The following is a 15,070-nucleotide window of genomic DNA, read 5'->3' on the forward strand; positions in this document are numbered from 1 at the left end:
CCTCCCTCGTGATGAGCGGAGGTCCCGAGGCGGGCGGGGACGGTCGTACGGCCGGTGAGGTTCATGATCATGAGACGCCTTCCTGTACTGCTCGCCACACCCGCTGAGGGGTGCACGGCATCGGCACGTCGTTCACGCCGTAAGGCCGCAGCGCGTCGACGATCGCGTTGACCACGGCCGGTGTCGAGGCGATCGTCCCGGCCTCGCCGACGCCCTTGACGCCGAGCGGGTTGGTCGTGGCCGGCGTCTCGGTGCGGTCGGTGACGAAGTCGGGCAGGTCGGCCGCCGACGGCAGCAGGTAGTCCGCCAACGTCGTCGTGAGCAGGTTGCCCTCGGCGTCGTAGACGGCCTCCTCGAACAGGGCCTGCGCGATGCCCTGGGCCAGGCCGCCGTGGACCTGTCCTTCGACGATCAGCGGGTTGACGACCTTGCCGATGTCGTCGACCGCGACGTACGAGCGGATCTTCGTCGCGCCCGTCTCGGTGTCGACCTCGATCGCGCACAGGTGCGTCCCGTGCGGGAAGGAGAAGTTCTCCGGGTCGAAGGTCGCGTCGGAGTCGAGGCTGGGCTCGACCCCGTCGGGCAGGTCGTGCGCGGCGAACGCCGCCAGCGCCACCTCCTGGATGGTCTTGCCCGACTCGGTGCCGCGCACCTTGAACGTCCCGCCGTCGAACTCGACGTCGTCGGCGGAGGCCTCCAGCATGTGGGCGGCGATGTGCCTGGCCTTGTCCTTGACCTTGTCGCAGGCCCGCACCACGGCGACGCCGCCGACGGCCAGCGAGCGCGAGCCGTAGGTGTCCATGCCCTTGTGGGAGATCGCGGTGTCCCCGTGCAGCACCGACACGTCCTCGAACGGGACGCCGAGCGCGTCGGCGATGATCTGGCTCCAGGCCGTCTCGTGCCCCTGCCCGTGCGGGCTGACGCCCGTGATGACCTCCACCTTGCCGGTCGGCAGCATGCGAACGGAGGCGTGCTCCCATCCACCGGCGCCGTAGCTGAGCGAGCCGAGCACACGGCTCGGGGCCAGCCCGCACATCTCGGTGAAGGTGGAGACGCCGATGCCGAGCTGTACAGGGTCGCCGCGGTCGCGCCGGTCGGCCTGTTCTGCGCGCAGCTTGTCGTAGCCGAACAGGGCGAGGGCCTTGTCGGTGGCCGCCTCGTAGTTGCCCGAGTCGTAGGTGAGGCCGGCGATCGTCGTATAGGGGAACTCCTCGTGGGCGATCCAGTTGCGCCGCCGCACCTCGATCGGGTCGAGGGACAGTTCGGCGGCCAGCTCGTCCATGAGCCGCTCGATGCCGAACGTCGCCTCCGGCCGGCCCGCGCCGCGGTAGGCGTCGGTCGGCATCTTGGTGGTGAACACGCCCGTGCACGTGAAGTCGTAGGCGTCCATCTTGTAGATGCCGTTGAACATGAACGCGCCCAGGATCGGGATGCCCGGCGTCACCAGCATCAGGTACGCGCCCATATCGGCCAGCAGGTCCACCCGCAGGCCGCGCAGCCGCCCGTCGGCGTCGGCGGCCAGTGAGAGCCGCTGGAGCTGGTCGCGGCCGTGGTGCACGGTCAGGTTGCCCTCCGAACGCGACTCGGTCCACTTGACGGGCTTGCCGAGGCGCCTGGCGAGCAGCAGCACCAGCACCTCCTCGGCGGTGACCTGCAGCTTGGACCCGAACCCGCCGCCCACGTCCGGGGCGACCACGCGCAGCTTGTGCTCGGGGATGCCCGTCACCTGCGCCAGCATGATCCGCAGGATGTGCGGGATCTGCGTGGCCGAGTGGAGGGTGAAGTGGTCGCCGTCGCTCTGGGCGACGACGGCCCTGGGCTCCATGGCGGCCGGGATGAGCCGTTGCTGGACGAACGTGCGCTCGATCACCACGGGCGCGTCGCGGAACGCCGCGTCGATGTCGCCCTCGGCGTACTTCCAGGTGTACGCGCGGTTGCCGGCCTCGTGGACCTTCGGGGCGCCTTCCTTGAGCGCCTCGGTCATGTCGAGCACCGGGGGCAGCGGCTCGTAGTCGATCTCGATGGCCTCGAGCGCGTCGTTCGCCTTGTACCGGTCGGTGGCGACGACGCAGGCCACCGCCTCGCCCGCGTACCGCACCTCGTCGACGGCCATCGGCGGGTGGTCGGGGATGACGATGTCCTCGGTGACGGGCCAGGCGCACGGCAGACTGCCCTGCTCGGTGGCGAAGTCGCGTCCGCTGAACGCGGCGATCACTCCGGGCATGCTCCGGGCCGCGGAGGTGTCCACGCCGGTGATGCGCGCGTGCGCCATCGGGCTGCGCAGGAACGCCACGTGCAGCATGCCGGGGAGCTGGATGTTGTCGGTCCACTGGGTGCGCCCGGTGACCAGCCGCGCGTCCTCCTTGCGCTTACGGGCGGCGCCGACCTCGTGCCTGCCGGGAGCCGGCTCGCTGAGCATGTCGCTTTCGGCGATCTGCCGGGCGACGAGTCCGGCGTCGATCTCCTCGGTCATATGCCGCTCACCACTTCCGGGTTGCTCATGCTCTGCGCGCCCCGCCGCACGGCGCGGACGATGTTGCAGTAGCCGGTGCAGCGGCACAGGTTGCCCTCCAGGCCGTGGCGAATCGCCTCATCGGAGGGGTCCGGGTCGTCCTTCAGCAGGTCGATGGCCGCCAGGATCATGCCGGGCGTACAGTAGCCGCACTGGAGGGCGTGCTCCTCGTGGAAGGCCTGCTGCATGGGGTGCCACCGCTCGCCGTCCGACAGCCCTTCGATGGTGAGGACGTCGCACCCGTCGGCCTGTACGGCGAGCACCGAGCAGCTCTTCACGCTCCTGCCGTCGAGCATGACCGTGCAGGCGCCGCAGTTGCTGGTGTCGCAGCCGATCGGTGTGCCGGTCTTGCCCAGCCGATCGCGCAGGAGGTGGACCAGGAGCAGGCGTGGCTCGACGTCCTCCTCGTATGTGACGCCGTCGACGGTGACGCGGATACGGGTCATTGGTCCTCCAAGCGCGCGCTGGCTGGTTGAACTATTGCCGTGCGCAGGCCGGTGCGAACCTCGCTTCGACCTCGCTGGAGGAGCCGTCTCCGGCGCGGGGCCGGAGCGCCCCCCGGGCGGGGAGGCGGTGAGGGGGCGAGCGCACTAACGGTGAGGGAAGTGGATGGAGTGAGAACCGACAAATGCGAAAGTACGCCCCTGAAGTGGCCGGTCAACCCCCACAGCGGCAGAACACCGCTCCGCTAGCCCGCCGCCTGCCGGCGCGTCCCCTCGAAAACGGCGAAAAGGGCGGCCGCTTCCTCCGCGCAGGCGAGGAGGAAGGGGCCGCCCTGCTTCTTCTCGGGACTTCTTCTCAGGCGAGGGGGAACGGGACGCCGTGCTCCTCCTCGGGCCGGGGGCCGAAGATGCGGCGCTCGCCCTCGTCGATCGGCAGGTCGTTGATGCTGGCCTCGCGGCGGCGCATCAGGCCCGCGGCGTCGAACTCCCACAGTTCGTTGCCGTAGCTGCGCCACCACTGCCCGTCGGCGTCGTGCCACTCGTACTGGAAGCGCACGGCGATGCGATCGCCGGTGAAGGACCACAGCTCCTTGCGCAGCGTGTAGTCCTGCTCTCTGTCCCACTTGCGGGTGAGGAGCGCGACGATCTCTTCGCGGCCGGTCACGAACTCCGACCGGTTGCGCCAGACCGAGTCCTCGGTGTACGCGAGGGAGACCCGCCGTGGGTCACGGGTGTTCCAGGCGTCCTCCGCGGCCTGCACCTTGATGCGCGCGCTCTCTTCGTCGAAGGGCGGCAGGGGAGGTTTCATCGCACCGATCCTTCCTCGTACCGTACGTGGAGCGGAGGGTTGAAGGGAGAGGGTTCGACGAGCCGCCACGGCGCGGGCACCTCGCCGGCCATCTCCACGACCTCCTCCACCTCGAAGGCCACCTCGCCGTCCTCGACCGTGGCGCGTCCGGTGAGGCGCAGTCCACCTCCACTCTCCCAGTCGGGGAACAGCAGGCCGCAGGCAGGGTTGAGCCGCAGGTTGCCGAGCGTCATGAACATGAAGTTGCCGGGATACTCCGGCCAGCTCAGCCGCCGCTCGTCCAGCACGCGGACGAACCCCGGGGCGCCGCCGCGGTGGGAGGCGTCGGAGCCGATGCCGTCCACGTGGGTGGCGACGAAGAACGTGTCCGCCGCGCCGATCCAGCGTCGCTGCGCGGGCGTGAGCGCCCGGCCGGTGCCGAGGTGGCGCGGCGGGGAGAGCACGGACGGCTGGGCGGCCGCGGACGGCTCAGGGGGATCGAACGCGGGGTCGCGCCGCTGGATGTACTTCTGGCAGTTGGAGTACACCTGCTCGGTGCGGACCAGCAGCCGGTTCCCCTCGCGCCGTGCTCGGCCGTTCACGCGCATACGGCGGCGCGTGGCGGGCTCGATGGCGATGATCCCGATGTCGCGGCCGGCCTCGTCCTCGCCGGCGTCGTACAGTCCGGCCAGGGGGCCGGTGGGCAGGGCGTCGATCGCGATGTGCCGCTCGTCCAGCGGGTCGGCGAACCCCCGCGGCCCGGTGAGGGCGCTTGCCCAGACCCGCCCGCGGCGGTCCGGGGTCGCGATCACCAGCATGCGCTGCGCGCGCAGGAAGTCGGCGGCCACGGCCGGGATCTCGGGCCGGGCCCGTGCCGAGCCCAGAGGTCTGACGACGCCGGCCCGGCGTTGGAGCAGCAGCTCGCCGGGGTGGTCCATCAGAAGAAGCCGCAGGTAGGGGCGTCGGCCACCGGGGCGTGGAGGTTCTCGGCGCCGGTGGGGGAGGAGATCTCCACGCGGATGCCGTCAGGGTCTTCGAAGAACACGCCGCCGGAGCTCCTGCCCGCGCCGTGGGCCACCGGCCCGTCGTAGGCGAACCGCACGCCGATCTCCTTGAGCGTGGCCTCCGCCCGGCGCACCGCGTCCATGTCCGGGACCTGGAAGGCCAGGTGGTGCAGCCCCGGCGAGGCCGTCTGGAAGCTGCCCTCGCTCTGCTGCCAGAGCGTCAGCGCCGTCCGGCCGTCGTATCCCAGGGTCGCGTACCGCCGGTCGCCCTCGGTCGACTCCTTGAGCAGGTCGAAGCCGAGGAGGCGCAGGTAGAACCGCTTGCTCCGGTCGAGGTCGGTCACGTTGAGCCCTACATGGCCGATTTGGAAGGTCATGCGCCTCCGCCTTTCGTTCACACCCACTGGCTAACGGCAAAGTGACATGCATCCGTTAGAAGTCATGGTGGAGCCTACCTAACGGAAAATGACGCTTCAACCGTTAGGTGGGCGGAGTCGCCGACCGCATCCAGCGCACATCGATCCACGATCAGCGCACATCGATGGAGAACGGCGCCCGGTGAAGGTGGGCGGTGCCGCAGTGGACAGGCGCCGGACACGGTCGGGAGGAGACGGCGGCGAGCGTTCAGCGCTTGCGGAAGGCCTTGGTGATGACGCCGATGAAGCCGGCCAGGCCCAGGCCGAAGATGAGGATCGGCGCCATGACCATCACGTCGGGCATGGGAGGGGTCACGAAGCGGATGCCGATGCCGATGAAGAGCAGCCCGGCGAGCAACGACAGCCAGTCGGTCCTATGCGGCCGCACGGTTGACCTCCACATCGCCGATGCCGGCCTTGACGTGCAGCTCGATGACCGGCACGGCACCCGAGGGCTTGACGTCCGGTTCGAGCACCTTGTTGTGGTGGACGTCGGCGCCGCCCTGCACCACGTGATCGATCTGGACGTCACCGAGCCGGGCGTATCCGAAGACCTTCACCCGTGCCGTGCGAGGCACGATGACCTTGAGCTCGCCGACGGACACCGAGGCGTCGAAGCGGGTGTGCGAGCCGGGTGCCAGCTTGGTGCCGCTCAGGTCGAGCGTGCCGTCGCCGATGCCCACCGCGTACGACTGCGCGGCCTGAGAACTGTCCACCGGCTCCCAGGTGTAGCTGCCGATCTTCCTCGGAATTCCGTTCATCGTCGATCCCGCCACGAGAAGAAGAGAGACGACCGTCCCGGTCGCCACCAAGCCCGCGCCCCGGCCGAACCAGGTCGCGATGAGCAGACCCGCGCCGATGGTGATGAGCACCGCCCCGCCGATCACCGGCAGGTTGACCGTGCTGGAGGACGACTGCGCGGCGACCATGATCCCTCCGACCATGAAGGCGAGGAACACCGTGATCCCGCCGATGAAGGACTTCGGCCGGTCGCGCCTCGCCGTGCCGGTGCGCGAGCGTCCGCCGTAGACCCAGGCGGGCGGCTCGTACTGCCGCTGGGAGTCGTACGGGCGGTAGGGGCCGCGCGGCGCGAACGGCTCTCCAGAGGAGTCGAAGCCGGCGCCGGTCAGCCCACTGCCGTAACGAGAGCTGACCGTGGGGGTGGGCGGCGGCCCGTAAGCGGACGACCGGTGCGCGGCCGGGGAGCCGGGGCCGGTGGGGGTGCGATCGGCGAGGCCGGAGGCGGCGCGTGCCTCCTCGGCCAGGTCGGCGAGGCGCCGGTACGGGGTCTCCGCCGCGAAACCCGATCCGACGCCCGCGCCCGTTGCGACGCCCGCGCCCGATCCGACACCCGAGCCCGTTTCGACGCCCGGGCCCGACTCGACACGCAAGCCCGACTCGACGTCCGAGTCCGGGCCCGAGCCCGGCGCCGAGCCGGAAGCCGGCGCCACCGGGGGCGCCGGAGCGGCCGGGGCTACGGGAGCGGCCGGGGCTACGGGAGCGGCCGGGGCGACAGGGGCGGTCGGGGCCACGGGGGCGACCGGGGCGGTAGGGGGCGCGTCCACGGGGGACGCCTGGACGTGCGTCCCGCCCGCCGGGGATGCCTGGACGCGCGTCCCGTCCGCGGGGGCCGTCTCGAAGCGCGCCGCGTCCGAGGGCGTGCCCTCGTACGGCGCTCCGGAGAACGCGGCGTCCGCGTCCGGGGGCGGGCCGGCGCTGCCGGGCGGTGCGGTTGGAGCGCCGGCGAACGAGGCGGGGTCGTGCGGCGCGGCCGTGGTGGGAGCCCCAGGGAAGGGCGGCACGCCGGAGGCCGGGGGGAAGGGGTGGGCGCCGCCGAACGGGTGGCCGAGCCAGCTCTCTGGCGCGGGCCTGGTGCCGCGCCTGCCCCGCGCCCGCTCGGGCAGGCTCCGTGCCAGCGCCAGCAGGTCGACCCCCCGGGCGTGCGCCGCGAGCAGTGCGATGGCGAGCAGCGTGCCGACCACGACCGTCGCGGTGCTGATGCCGTCCGCGGCCAGGTTGATGATCAGTCCGAGCGCGAAGATGGCCGCGAGCAGCGCCATCACGGTCTCGGTGTCGAAGACCCGGCGGCTCCACTGCTCGACGTACCCGGGCCCGCCGTTCTTGTTCCTCATCAACAGGAACGCCGCGAGGTACAGCATGATGCCGATGCCGGATCCGATGACCAGCGCGGCGAACCCCACGCGGAAGATCACCGGGTCCATTCCCGTGTACCGGCCCAGCCCGGCGCAGACGCCCGTGAGCATGCGACCTTCGTCGCTGCGCATGAGCACGCGCTCTTCGTTCACAGGTGCGAAGCTACCTGGCTCCATCGTCGCGCCGGGACTGCGTGGGTCGTTCATGGCTCCATCGTGGCCGCGCGCGACATCGCCCACCATCCGGGAGACCCCTGACTCGTCCCCGAGCACTCAGGGCACGGATCAGGGAGCGCCCTGATGCGTTCACGCCTCCGACGTGTGACGATGCTCGGGAGATGTCTGAGACCCCCACCATCCCCGAGGCCTACCCCCGCCTGGTCCGTCCGCTCAACGGGCGGCTCGTCGCGGGCGTCGCCCAGGGTGCCGCCGCCCAGCTGAAGCTCGACCCGGTCGTGCTGAGGCTCGCCTTCGTGCTGCTCAGTGTCCTGGACGGGCTGGGTGTCCTGGCGTACGCCGCGCTGTGGATGTTCACCCCGCAGGAACCGCACGAGGGCGAGGCGCCGAGCCGCGACTGGGGCCAGGTCGCCGCGTACGCCGTGCTGGGCATGGCGCTGACGGCCTTCGGCTGGCTCACCGGCGCGTCCACCGGCGGCGTCGGCACCTGGTCGATCGCGATCGGCGGCATCGGCACGCTGATCCTCTTCCAACAGGCCGAACCGGGCCGCCGCCAGCGCTGGATGACCGACGCGGTCCGTCAGGTCCGGCGCTCGTGGATCCGCACCGGCATCGGGCTGGCTCTCGTGGTCACCGGCGCGATCGGGTTCCTCGCCGCCCAGGGCAAGCTCGCCGAGGCGCGTCCCGGCCTGGTCTTCACCCTCGTCGTCGTCGGCGGCCTCGCCCTGATCACGGCCCCGTGGCTGACCGCTCTGTGGAAGGAACTGCAGAAAGAGCGGCGCGAGCGCATCCGGCAGGAAGAGCGCGCCGAGATGGCCGCGCACGTCCACGACTCGGTGCTGCACACGCTGACGCTCATCCAGCGCAACGCGCAGGACCCGTTCGAGGTGACCCGCCTGGCCCGCTCCCAGGAACGCGAGCTGCGCAACTGGCTGTACCAGCCCAAGGCCGACGCGGACGCCACCATGGCCGCCGCCGTGCGCCGGGTGGCGGCCGAGATCGAGGACGAGCACGGCGTGCCGATCGAGATCGTCTGCGTGGGCGACTGCGACCTGGACGCCGGGCTGCGCGCGATGCTGCAGGCCGTGCGGCAGTCGATGGTGAACGCGGCCAAGTACTCCGAGGCGCCGGTGATCTCCGTCTACGCCGAGGTGGAGCCCGGGGAGGTCACCGTGTTCGTCAGAGACCGCGGTAAGGGCTTCAATATGGACGAAGTGCCCGACGATCGCATGGGCATCCGCCAGTCGATCATCGGACGGATGGAGCGTCACGGCGGCGCCGCCCGGGTCAAGACCGAGCCGGGCGAGGGCACCGAGGTGATGCTGACGATGAAACGGGAGCAGTCGTGATCCGCCATCTGCCCCCAGGGGTGAGGAAGCCGTGAATGCCGTGAATGCCGCGAATATGGTCAAGGTACTGATCGTTGACGATCACCGGCTCTTCCGGTCGGGGGTGCGGGCCGAACTGGGCCCCCAGATCGAGGTGATCGGCGAGGCCGAGGACGTCGAGTCCGCCGTCGCCGCCATCGAGGCGCTCAAGCCCGACGTCGTCCTGCTCGACGTGCACATGCCCGGCGGCGGCGGCCAGGAGGTCCTGCGCAGGGTCCTCGGTTCGGGGGCGGCGGTCCGCTTCCTGGCGCTGTCGGTGTCGGACGCGGCCGAGGACGTCATCGGCGTCATCCGCGGCGGCGCCCGGGGGTACGTCACCAAGACGATCAGCGGCAGGGAGCTGACGGACGCGATCGTCCGGGTGTCGGAGGGGGACGCCGTGTTCTCGCCGCGCCTGGCCGGCTTCGTCCTGGACGCCTTCGCCTCGACGGAGGCTCCCTCCATCGACCCGGAGCTGGACTCGCTGACGACGCGCGAGCGCGAGGTGCTCAGGCTCATCGCGCGCGGGTACGCCTACAAGGAGATCGCGAAAGAGCTGTTCATCTCGGTGAAGACGGTCGAGACCCACGTCTCCTCCGTCCTGCGCAAGCTACAGCTCTCCAACCGCCACGAGCTGTCGCGCTGGGCCACCGCCCGCCGCCTCGTCTGACCGCCCACCGATCACCACCGATCCCGTCCCGCCCATTGACCCGTTCGCCGCCGGCCTCGCCGTGCCCGCCGTCCCGTCCCGCCCTCCCTTCCGTCCTGGCCCGGCCCCCGGCCCGCCCGGGAAGCGTTCGCGATGGCGGTACGGGTCGGCCAGGATGGGCGTGTGACCCCTCGCGCATCCCTGACGCTCGTGCTCGCGGCCGTGCTGGCGGCGAGCTGCTCCTTCCCGGCGTCGCAGAAAGATCAGCACTCCGCGCCCGATCCCGCCACCGGGTCCGCCAGCCCGTCCGCGCTCGGCCAGACCTTCGACGAGGACGTCGATCTCGCGCACACCCTCACCGAGCGCTACTGGCAGCAGACCTTCCAGGCCGCCGGCCGCACCTACCGCCCGCTGACCAGGTTCGAGGCGTACTCCGGCCAGGACGGGCCCGACTGCGGCGGCCAACCGGCGGTGCCCGAGAACGCCTTCTACTGCCCTGTCGGGCACTTCGTCGCCTACGACGCGCAGTGGATGAAGTCCCTGTACGACAAGCTGGGCGATGGTTCTGTGTACGTGATCATCCCGCATGAGATCGGCCACGCCGTGCAGGCGCAGCTCATGAGCGACTTCAGTCTCAACGTCAATCGCGAGCTGCAGGCCGACTGCTACGCGGGGGGCGCGCTGAAGGGCCTGATCGACGCGGGGCAGCTGGAGGCCGAGAGCGGCGACGACGAAGAACTGCTCGCCAACCTCGCCGCCGCCGGAGACCCCACCGACGCGTGGTGGCGCGAGGACGCGCACGGCAGTCCGGCCCGGCGCCAGCAGTCCTTCGCCACGGGGTTCAACGACGGCGTCAACGCCTGCTGACGCCTACGCCGTGATGCGGAGCGACGCGAGCGCGGCCTACGGCGTCAGGTGGATGTGCCGGCCCCGGCGGAGCCCGTAGCGTGGCGACGTCAACGCCGGCCAGTGAGGTGGTGGTCATGGACAGGGAAGCCGTCCAGGCGATGAACTGGGCGTCCCAAGGGGCCTGCCGTACGTCCGACCCCGAGCTGTTCTTTCCCGACGGCCTCTTCCCCGACGTCGAAGCGCGAGCGAAGGCCGTCTGCGCCGCCTGCCCGGTGATCGCCGAATGCCTGGCCTACGCCGTGCGCGCCGGCGAGTCCGAGGGCATCTGGGGCGGCCTCACCACGGCCGAGCGGCGTCGCCTGCGGTTCTCACCTGGCTGGAGACAGCGAGCAGCCTCATGAACCACTCCCGGCACACCCCCGCATCGGCTCGCCGCGCGGTGCTAGATCTGGCCATGTCGGTCCGCCGCGCCGCGTTCGATCTGGCCGTGCCCATCCCTCGCGCGGCGCCTGTTCCCGCCGTGCCGACCAGCCGTGTCCTGGTGCCCGCGGTCGGCGTGCTGGTGGCCGCGAACGTGCTCAACAACCGTGCCGCCCGGCGGCTGGCGCCCCTGACCTCGGCCGTCGCGTCCGGCGTGCTCGTGCTCCTCGGCCGGCGCGGCGGGCTGTCCTGGTCCGAGATGGGCTTCGCGGACGTGCGCGCGGGCGCGCGCATCGGCGGTTCCCTGGCGGCGGCCGTGGCGGCGGTGTACACGGCGGGCGTCCTGCTGCCGCCGACGCGGCGGTACTTCCGCGACCAGCGGGCGCTCGGCCTGTCCCGCGCCCGCCTGGCCGAGGAGATCCTGCTCCAGGTGCCGTTCGGCACCGTGCTGCTGGAGGAGGTCGCGTTCAGAGGCGTGCTGCCCGCCGCGCTGGGCCGCTCGTACGGGCCGTTCGCCGCCGTCGCGGGCTCCTCGGCCCTGTTCGGCCTATGGCACGTCCTGCCGTCCCTCGACATGGCCGCCGCCAACCCCGCCCTCGGCCACCTCGTCCAGCCGGCCGGCGCGCCGACGGGCACAGTGGGTGGGGTCGGGACGCGGGATGAGCCGGTGGGGGCGGCCGGTGGGAGTGTTGTGCCGTTGGTGGTGGGGTCGGTGGTGTTCACCGGGGTGGCGGGGGCGTTCTTCCTGGAGTTGCGGCGGCGTGGCGGGCTGACGGCACCCGGGTTGCTGCACCTGGCCACCAACACGCTCGGGTTCCTCGCCGCCCGCGCCACCCGCCGCCTCGACCGCCGCCCCTGAGGCGCCCTCGTCGCTCCGGCCGCCCGCCTCTTCGCCGTAGGTGTCCCTCGGGTCGGCCCGGCCGCCTTGGCGTCCACAGTGCCGCTCCGCCGGCCCGCCCGTCGGTGACGGTTCGTCGGCGGCGTGGCGGGATTGTCCGGGTGGGGGTGGCTGGGTGCGGTGGGGGCGGCTGAGGGGGTGGGGGTGTTCGGGGTTACGGGGGTGGTGGAGGGCTCAGGCGGTGGGGACTACTTGGAAGGCTTCGGCGTAGGTGCCTTCGGGTTGGCCTGCGGCCTGGGCGTTCGTCGCCAGCCAGCCCTTCACGAAGTCTTCGAGACTGTCGTCCATGTGGGAGGTCTGGCTGACGTGCGCCCGCAGGGCCGCGAACTTGCGGTCGAGGGTGGCGGTGATGTCGACGTAGTGGTTGTTGGCCTGGCCGCCGGTCAGCCACACCTCGCGCGCGGTCCAGGCCTCCAAGCCTTCCTCGGCGAGCAGCTCGGGGAAGGCGTACGGGTTGCGCGCGTCGGGGTAGACGGCGTCGAGCGTCGCGCCGCCGACGGCCCGGTGGTCGGGGTGGGTCGGCCCCACGCGCAGGTAGTTGCGGTCAGGGTGGGACGTGATGACCCGGTCGGGGCGCACCTGGCGGATCACCCGGGCGATGTCGCGGCGCAGGGCCAGGGTCGGCTCGACGGTGCCGTCCTTGTAGCCGAGGAAGCGCACGTCCTCGACGCCCACGATCTTGGCGGCCTCGGTCTGCTCGGTGCGCCGCAGCGCGGCCATGCCGCCGTTGTCGAGCGCGCGGTCGAAGCCTCCTGCGTCGCCGTCGGTGACGATGCAGTATGCGACGCGAATACCCTTGTCGGTGAAGCCGGCGATGGTGCCCGCCGCGCCGAAGTCGACATCGTCGGGGTGTGCGGTCACCACCAAGACCGTGCCGATCTCGGCGTCGTCAAGTACGGTCACGATCGTCCTCCTTGGTCCACTGGGCGCTGAACAAGCGGCACGGCCGTGATATTTCCGGACGCCGCGCGTCGACGCGAGTCCCGTGCGGCGGGAAGCCTATCCGGCGGCCGCGGTGGAGCCGAAGCGGCGCCCATTGTCGGTGGGCGGCCATAATCTAGGGGCGTGTCGACCCGAGCCGTGAACCCCACTGTTGATCATCCATTGCTCGACGGGCTCAACCCGCAGCAGCGGGACGCCGTCGTCCATGAGGGCAGCCCGCTTCTGATCGTCGCCGGGGCGGGGTCGGGGAAGACGCGCGTGCTCACCCACCGCATCGCCTACCTGCTGTCCGAGCGGGGCGCGCAGCCTCAGGAGATCCTGGCGATCACCTTCACCAACAAGGCCGCCAAAGAGATGAAAGAGCGGGTCGACCGGCTCATCGGCCCGAGGTCCAAGGCCATGTGGGTGATGACCTTCCACAGCGCCTGCGTCCGCATCCTGCGCCGGGAGGCCAAGCGGCTGGGCTTCACCTCCAGCTTCTCGATCTACGACCAGGCCGACTCCCAGCGGCTGATGGCGATGGTGTGCCGCGAGCTCGATCTCGACCCCAAGCGCTACCCGCCGCGCTCGTTCTCCGCACAGGTGAGCAACCTCAAGAACGAGCTGATCGACTACGAGACGGCGGCGGGCAAGGCCCAGACGCACCTCGAACGCACGCTCGCCGAGGCCTACGCCGGCTACCAGCGCAGGCTCACCGAGGCCGGCGCGATGGATTTCGACGACATCATCATGCTGACGGTCACCCTGCTGCAGCTCTTCCCCGATGTGGCCGAGCACTACAGGCGCCGCTTCCGCCATGTGATGGTCGACGAGTACCAGGACACCAACCACGCGCAGTACGTGCTGATCAAAGAGCTGGTCGGCCACCCCGAGCTGCGCACCGCCGACGGCGATCTGGTGCGCGAGGGCTCGGTCGAGCCGGCCGAGCTGTGCGTCGTGGGCGACGCCGACCAGTCGATCTACGCCTTCCGGGGCGCGACCATCCGCAACATTCTCGAGTTCGAGCGCGACTATCCCAACGCCCGCACGATCCTGCTGGAGCAGAACTACCGTTCCACGCAGACCATCCTGTCGGCCGCCAACGCCGTCATCTCGCGCAACGAGAGCCGCAAGCCGAAGAACCTCTGGTCCGACCAGGGCGCCGGGCCCAAGATCGTCGGTTATGTGGCCGACAACGAGCACGACGAGGCCATGTTCGTCGCCCAGGAGGTCGACCGCCTCGCCGACGAAGAGAGCGTGACGCCCGGCCAGGTGGCGGTCTTCTACCGCACCAACGCCGCCTCCCGCGTGTTCGAAGAGATCTTCATCCGCACCGGCCTGCCGTACAAGGTCGTCGGCGGCGTGCGGTTCTACGAGCGCAAGGAGGTCCGCGACCTGCTGGCCTACCTGCGGGTGCTCGCGAACCCGAGCGACACCGTCTCGCTGCGCCGCGTCCTGAACGTCCCCAAGCGCGGCATCGGCGACCGCGCCGAGGCGATGGTCGAGGCCTTCTCCGTCCGCGAGCGCGTCCCCTTCTACGAGGCGCTGCGCCGGGCCGACGAGGCGCCGGGGCTGGCCACCCGTTCGCTGAACGCCATCAAGGAGTTCGTCGCCCTGCTGGAGGATCTCCGCGGCAAGGAGTTGCCGATCTCCGAGCTGGCCGAGGAGGTCCTGAGCGCCACCGGCTACCGCACCGAGCTCGAGACCTCGGGCGACCCGCAAGATGAGAGCCGGCTGGAGAACCTCAACGAGCTCATCTCCGTGGCGCAGGAGTTCGAGGAGGCCAATCCCGACGGCACCCTGGTCGACTTCCTGGAGCAGGTCTCCCTGGTGGCCGACGCCGACCAGATCCCCGAGGGGGAGGACCACCAGGGCGTCGTCACGCTGATGACCCTGCACACCGCCAAGGGGCTGGAGTTTCCCGTGGTGTTCCTCACCGGCCTTGAGGACGGCGTCTTCCCGCACATGCGCTCGCTGGGCGAGCCCCGGGAGCTCGAAGAGGAGCGCCGCCTGGCCTATGTCGGCATCACCCGGGCCCAGCAGCGGCTGTACGTCTCGCGTGCCGCCGTCCGCAGCTCATGGGGTTCTCCGGCGTTCAACCCGGCGTCGCGATTCCTGGCCGAGGTGCCGGGCGACCTCGTCGACTGGCGCGGCGATCCGGCCAAGAGCGCCTGGGGCGCGGCCACCAAGCGCGAGAGCCGTGCCGAGAGCCGCACGCCCGCGGCGCCGCGCAAGGGCGGCCGGGTGATGCCCAGCCTCAGCCCGGGCGACCGCGTGACGCACGACCAGTTCGGGCTCGGCACCGTGGTCTCCGTGGACGGCCTCGCCGAGAAGACCAAGGTGAAGGTCGACTTCGGTTCCGGCGGCGAGAAGACCCTCCTGCTCGCCTACGCCCCGCTCGAGAAACTCTGACCCGCCCGGCCGGCGGGGGCCGGGCGCTCGGTCTCGTCTGAGCCGGTCGGCCGTGGGCTCGG

General features: G+C 71.1%; 14 protein-coding genes. 6 read left to right on the top strand and 8 right to left on the bottom strand.

The window, feature by feature from the left end; all coding sequences use genetic code 11:
- Nucleotides 1–67 precede the first annotated feature (67 nt).
- The 7 genes from ACZ6QO_RS17385 to ACZ6QO_RS17415 form a co-directional block, all read right to left on the bottom strand.
- On the bottom strand, nucleotides 68–2,419 hold the full coding sequence (locus ACZ6QO_RS17385; RefSeq protein ID WP_465852015.1) for a xanthine dehydrogenase family protein molybdopterin-binding subunit: 2,352 nt from the start codon (nucleotides 2,417–2,419) through the stop codon (nucleotides 68–70).
- 50 nt (nucleotides 2,420–2,469) lie between these two features.
- Nucleotides 2,470–2,958, bottom strand: coding sequence for a (2Fe-2S)-binding protein (locus ACZ6QO_RS17390; protein ID WP_465851747.1), 489 nt, complete (start codon nucleotides 2,956–2,958; stop codon nucleotides 2,470–2,472).
- A 352-nt stretch (nucleotides 2,959–3,310) separates the two neighbouring features.
- A complete protein-coding gene (locus tag ACZ6QO_RS17395) occupies nucleotides 3,311–3,763 on the bottom strand; it encodes a nuclear transport factor 2 family protein (RefSeq protein WP_465851748.1) in 453 nt (150 codons plus the stop codon).
- Nucleotides 3,760–4,680 (bottom strand): pyridoxamine 5'-phosphate oxidase family protein, encoded by a 921-nt coding sequence (locus tag ACZ6QO_RS17400; RefSeq protein WP_465851749.1) that lies wholly within the window; start codon nucleotides 4,678–4,680, stop codon nucleotides 3,760–3,762. The genes ACZ6QO_RS17395 and ACZ6QO_RS17400 overlap by 4 nt, the downstream gene beginning before the upstream one ends.
- Complete coding sequence (locus tag ACZ6QO_RS17405; RefSeq protein WP_465851750.1) at nucleotides 4,680–5,123, bottom strand: VOC family protein; 444 nt, start codon at nucleotides 5,121–5,123, stop codon at nucleotides 4,680–4,682. The genes ACZ6QO_RS17400 and ACZ6QO_RS17405 overlap by 1 nt, the downstream gene beginning before the upstream one ends.
- Before the next feature lie 247 nt (nucleotides 5,124–5,370).
- Nucleotides 5,371–5,550: a hypothetical protein gene (locus tag ACZ6QO_RS17410; RefSeq protein WP_465851752.1), complete on the bottom strand. Its 180-nt coding sequence runs from the start codon at nucleotides 5,548–5,550 to the stop codon at nucleotides 5,371–5,373.
- Nucleotides 5,537–7,468 (bottom strand): PspC domain-containing protein, encoded by a 1,932-nt coding sequence (locus tag ACZ6QO_RS17415; RefSeq protein WP_465851753.1) that lies wholly within the window; start codon nucleotides 7,466–7,468, stop codon nucleotides 5,537–5,539. The genes ACZ6QO_RS17410 and ACZ6QO_RS17415 overlap by 14 nt, the downstream gene beginning before the upstream one ends.
- Before the next feature lie 185 nt (nucleotides 7,469–7,653).
- On the opposite strand from ACZ6QO_RS17415, the gene ACZ6QO_RS17420 reads away from it, so the two are divergent.
- The 5 genes from ACZ6QO_RS17420 (at nucleotide 7,654) to ACZ6QO_RS17440 (ending at nucleotide 11,636) form a co-directional block, all read left to right on the top strand.
- Nucleotides 7,654–8,841 carry an ATP-binding protein gene (locus ACZ6QO_RS17420; RefSeq protein WP_465851754.1) on the top strand — a complete coding sequence of 396 codons (1,188 nt, stop codon included), beginning with the start codon at nucleotides 7,654–7,656 and terminating at the stop codon, nucleotides 8,839–8,841.
- Nucleotides 8,842–8,896: 55 nt separating this feature from the next.
- A complete protein-coding gene (locus tag ACZ6QO_RS17425; protein WP_465851756.1) occupies nucleotides 8,897–9,529 on the top strand; it encodes a response regulator in 633 nt (210 codons plus the stop codon).
- A gap of 162 nt (nucleotides 9,530–9,691) precedes the next feature.
- Nucleotides 9,692–10,375, top strand: a complete 684-nt coding sequence (locus tag ACZ6QO_RS17430; protein ID WP_465851757.1) for a neutral zinc metallopeptidase — start codon at nucleotides 9,692–9,694, stop codon at nucleotides 10,373–10,375.
- Between the two features lie 116 nt (nucleotides 10,376–10,491).
- Nucleotides 10,492–10,758 (top strand): WhiB family transcriptional regulator, encoded by a 267-nt coding sequence (locus ACZ6QO_RS17435; protein WP_465851758.1) that lies wholly within the window; start codon nucleotides 10,492–10,494, stop codon nucleotides 10,756–10,758.
- A 119-nt stretch (nucleotides 10,759–10,877) separates the two neighbouring features.
- Nucleotides 10,878–11,636, top strand: coding sequence for a lysostaphin resistance A-like protein (locus tag ACZ6QO_RS17440; protein ID WP_465851760.1), 759 nt, complete (start codon nucleotides 10,878–10,880; stop codon nucleotides 11,634–11,636).
- A 213-nt stretch (nucleotides 11,637–11,849) separates the two neighbouring features.
- On the opposite strand, the gene ACZ6QO_RS17445 is transcribed toward ACZ6QO_RS17440, so the two are convergent.
- Nucleotides 11,850–12,578: a PIG-L deacetylase family protein gene (locus ACZ6QO_RS17445; RefSeq protein ID WP_465851762.1), complete on the bottom strand. Its 729-nt coding sequence runs from the start codon at nucleotides 12,576–12,578 to the stop codon at nucleotides 11,850–11,852.
- 201 nt (nucleotides 12,579–12,779) lie between these two features.
- Here ACZ6QO_RS17445 and pcrA point away from each other — a divergent pair, with 201 nt between their 5' ends.
- Nucleotides 12,780–15,008, top strand: coding sequence for a DNA helicase PcrA (gene pcrA / locus ACZ6QO_RS17450; protein WP_465852016.1), 2,229 nt, complete (start codon nucleotides 12,780–12,782; stop codon nucleotides 15,006–15,008).
- Nucleotides 15,009–15,070 lie beyond the last annotated feature (62 nt).

The sequence above is a fragment of the Sphaerisporangium sp. NPDC049457 genome (genome assembly GCF_055586705.1).

Bases quoted from the DNA above. Each gene is read 5' to 3' on its own strand.
- ACZ6QO_RS17400 (WP_465851749.1), bottom strand. From the start codon at position 4,680: ATGGACCACCCCGGCGAGCTGCTGCTCCAACGCCGGGCCGGCGTCGTC.
- ACZ6QO_RS17405 (WP_465851750.1), bottom strand. From the start codon at position 5,123: ATGACCTTCCAAATCGGCCATGTAGGGCTCAACGTGACCGACCTCGAC.
- ACZ6QO_RS17385 (WP_465852015.1), bottom strand. From the start codon at position 2,419: ATGCTCAGCGAGCCGGCTCCCGGCAGGCACGAGGTCGGCGCCGCCCGT.
- ACZ6QO_RS17435 (WP_465851758.1), top strand. From the start codon at position 10,492: ATGGACAGGGAAGCCGTCCAGGCGATGAACTGGGCGTCCCAAGGGGCC.
- ACZ6QO_RS17390 (WP_465851747.1), bottom strand. From the start codon at position 2,958: ATGACCCGTATCCGCGTCACCGTCGACGGCGTCACATACGAGGAGGAC.
- ACZ6QO_RS17395 (WP_465851748.1), bottom strand. From the start codon at position 3,763: ATGAAACCTCCCCTGCCGCCCTTCGACGAAGAGAGCGCGCGCATCAAG.
- ACZ6QO_RS17425 (WP_465851756.1), top strand. From the start codon at position 8,897: ATGGTCAAGGTACTGATCGTTGACGATCACCGGCTCTTCCGGTCGGGG.
- ACZ6QO_RS17420 (WP_465851754.1), top strand. From the start codon at position 7,654: ATGTCTGAGACCCCCACCATCCCCGAGGCCTACCCCCGCCTGGTCCGT.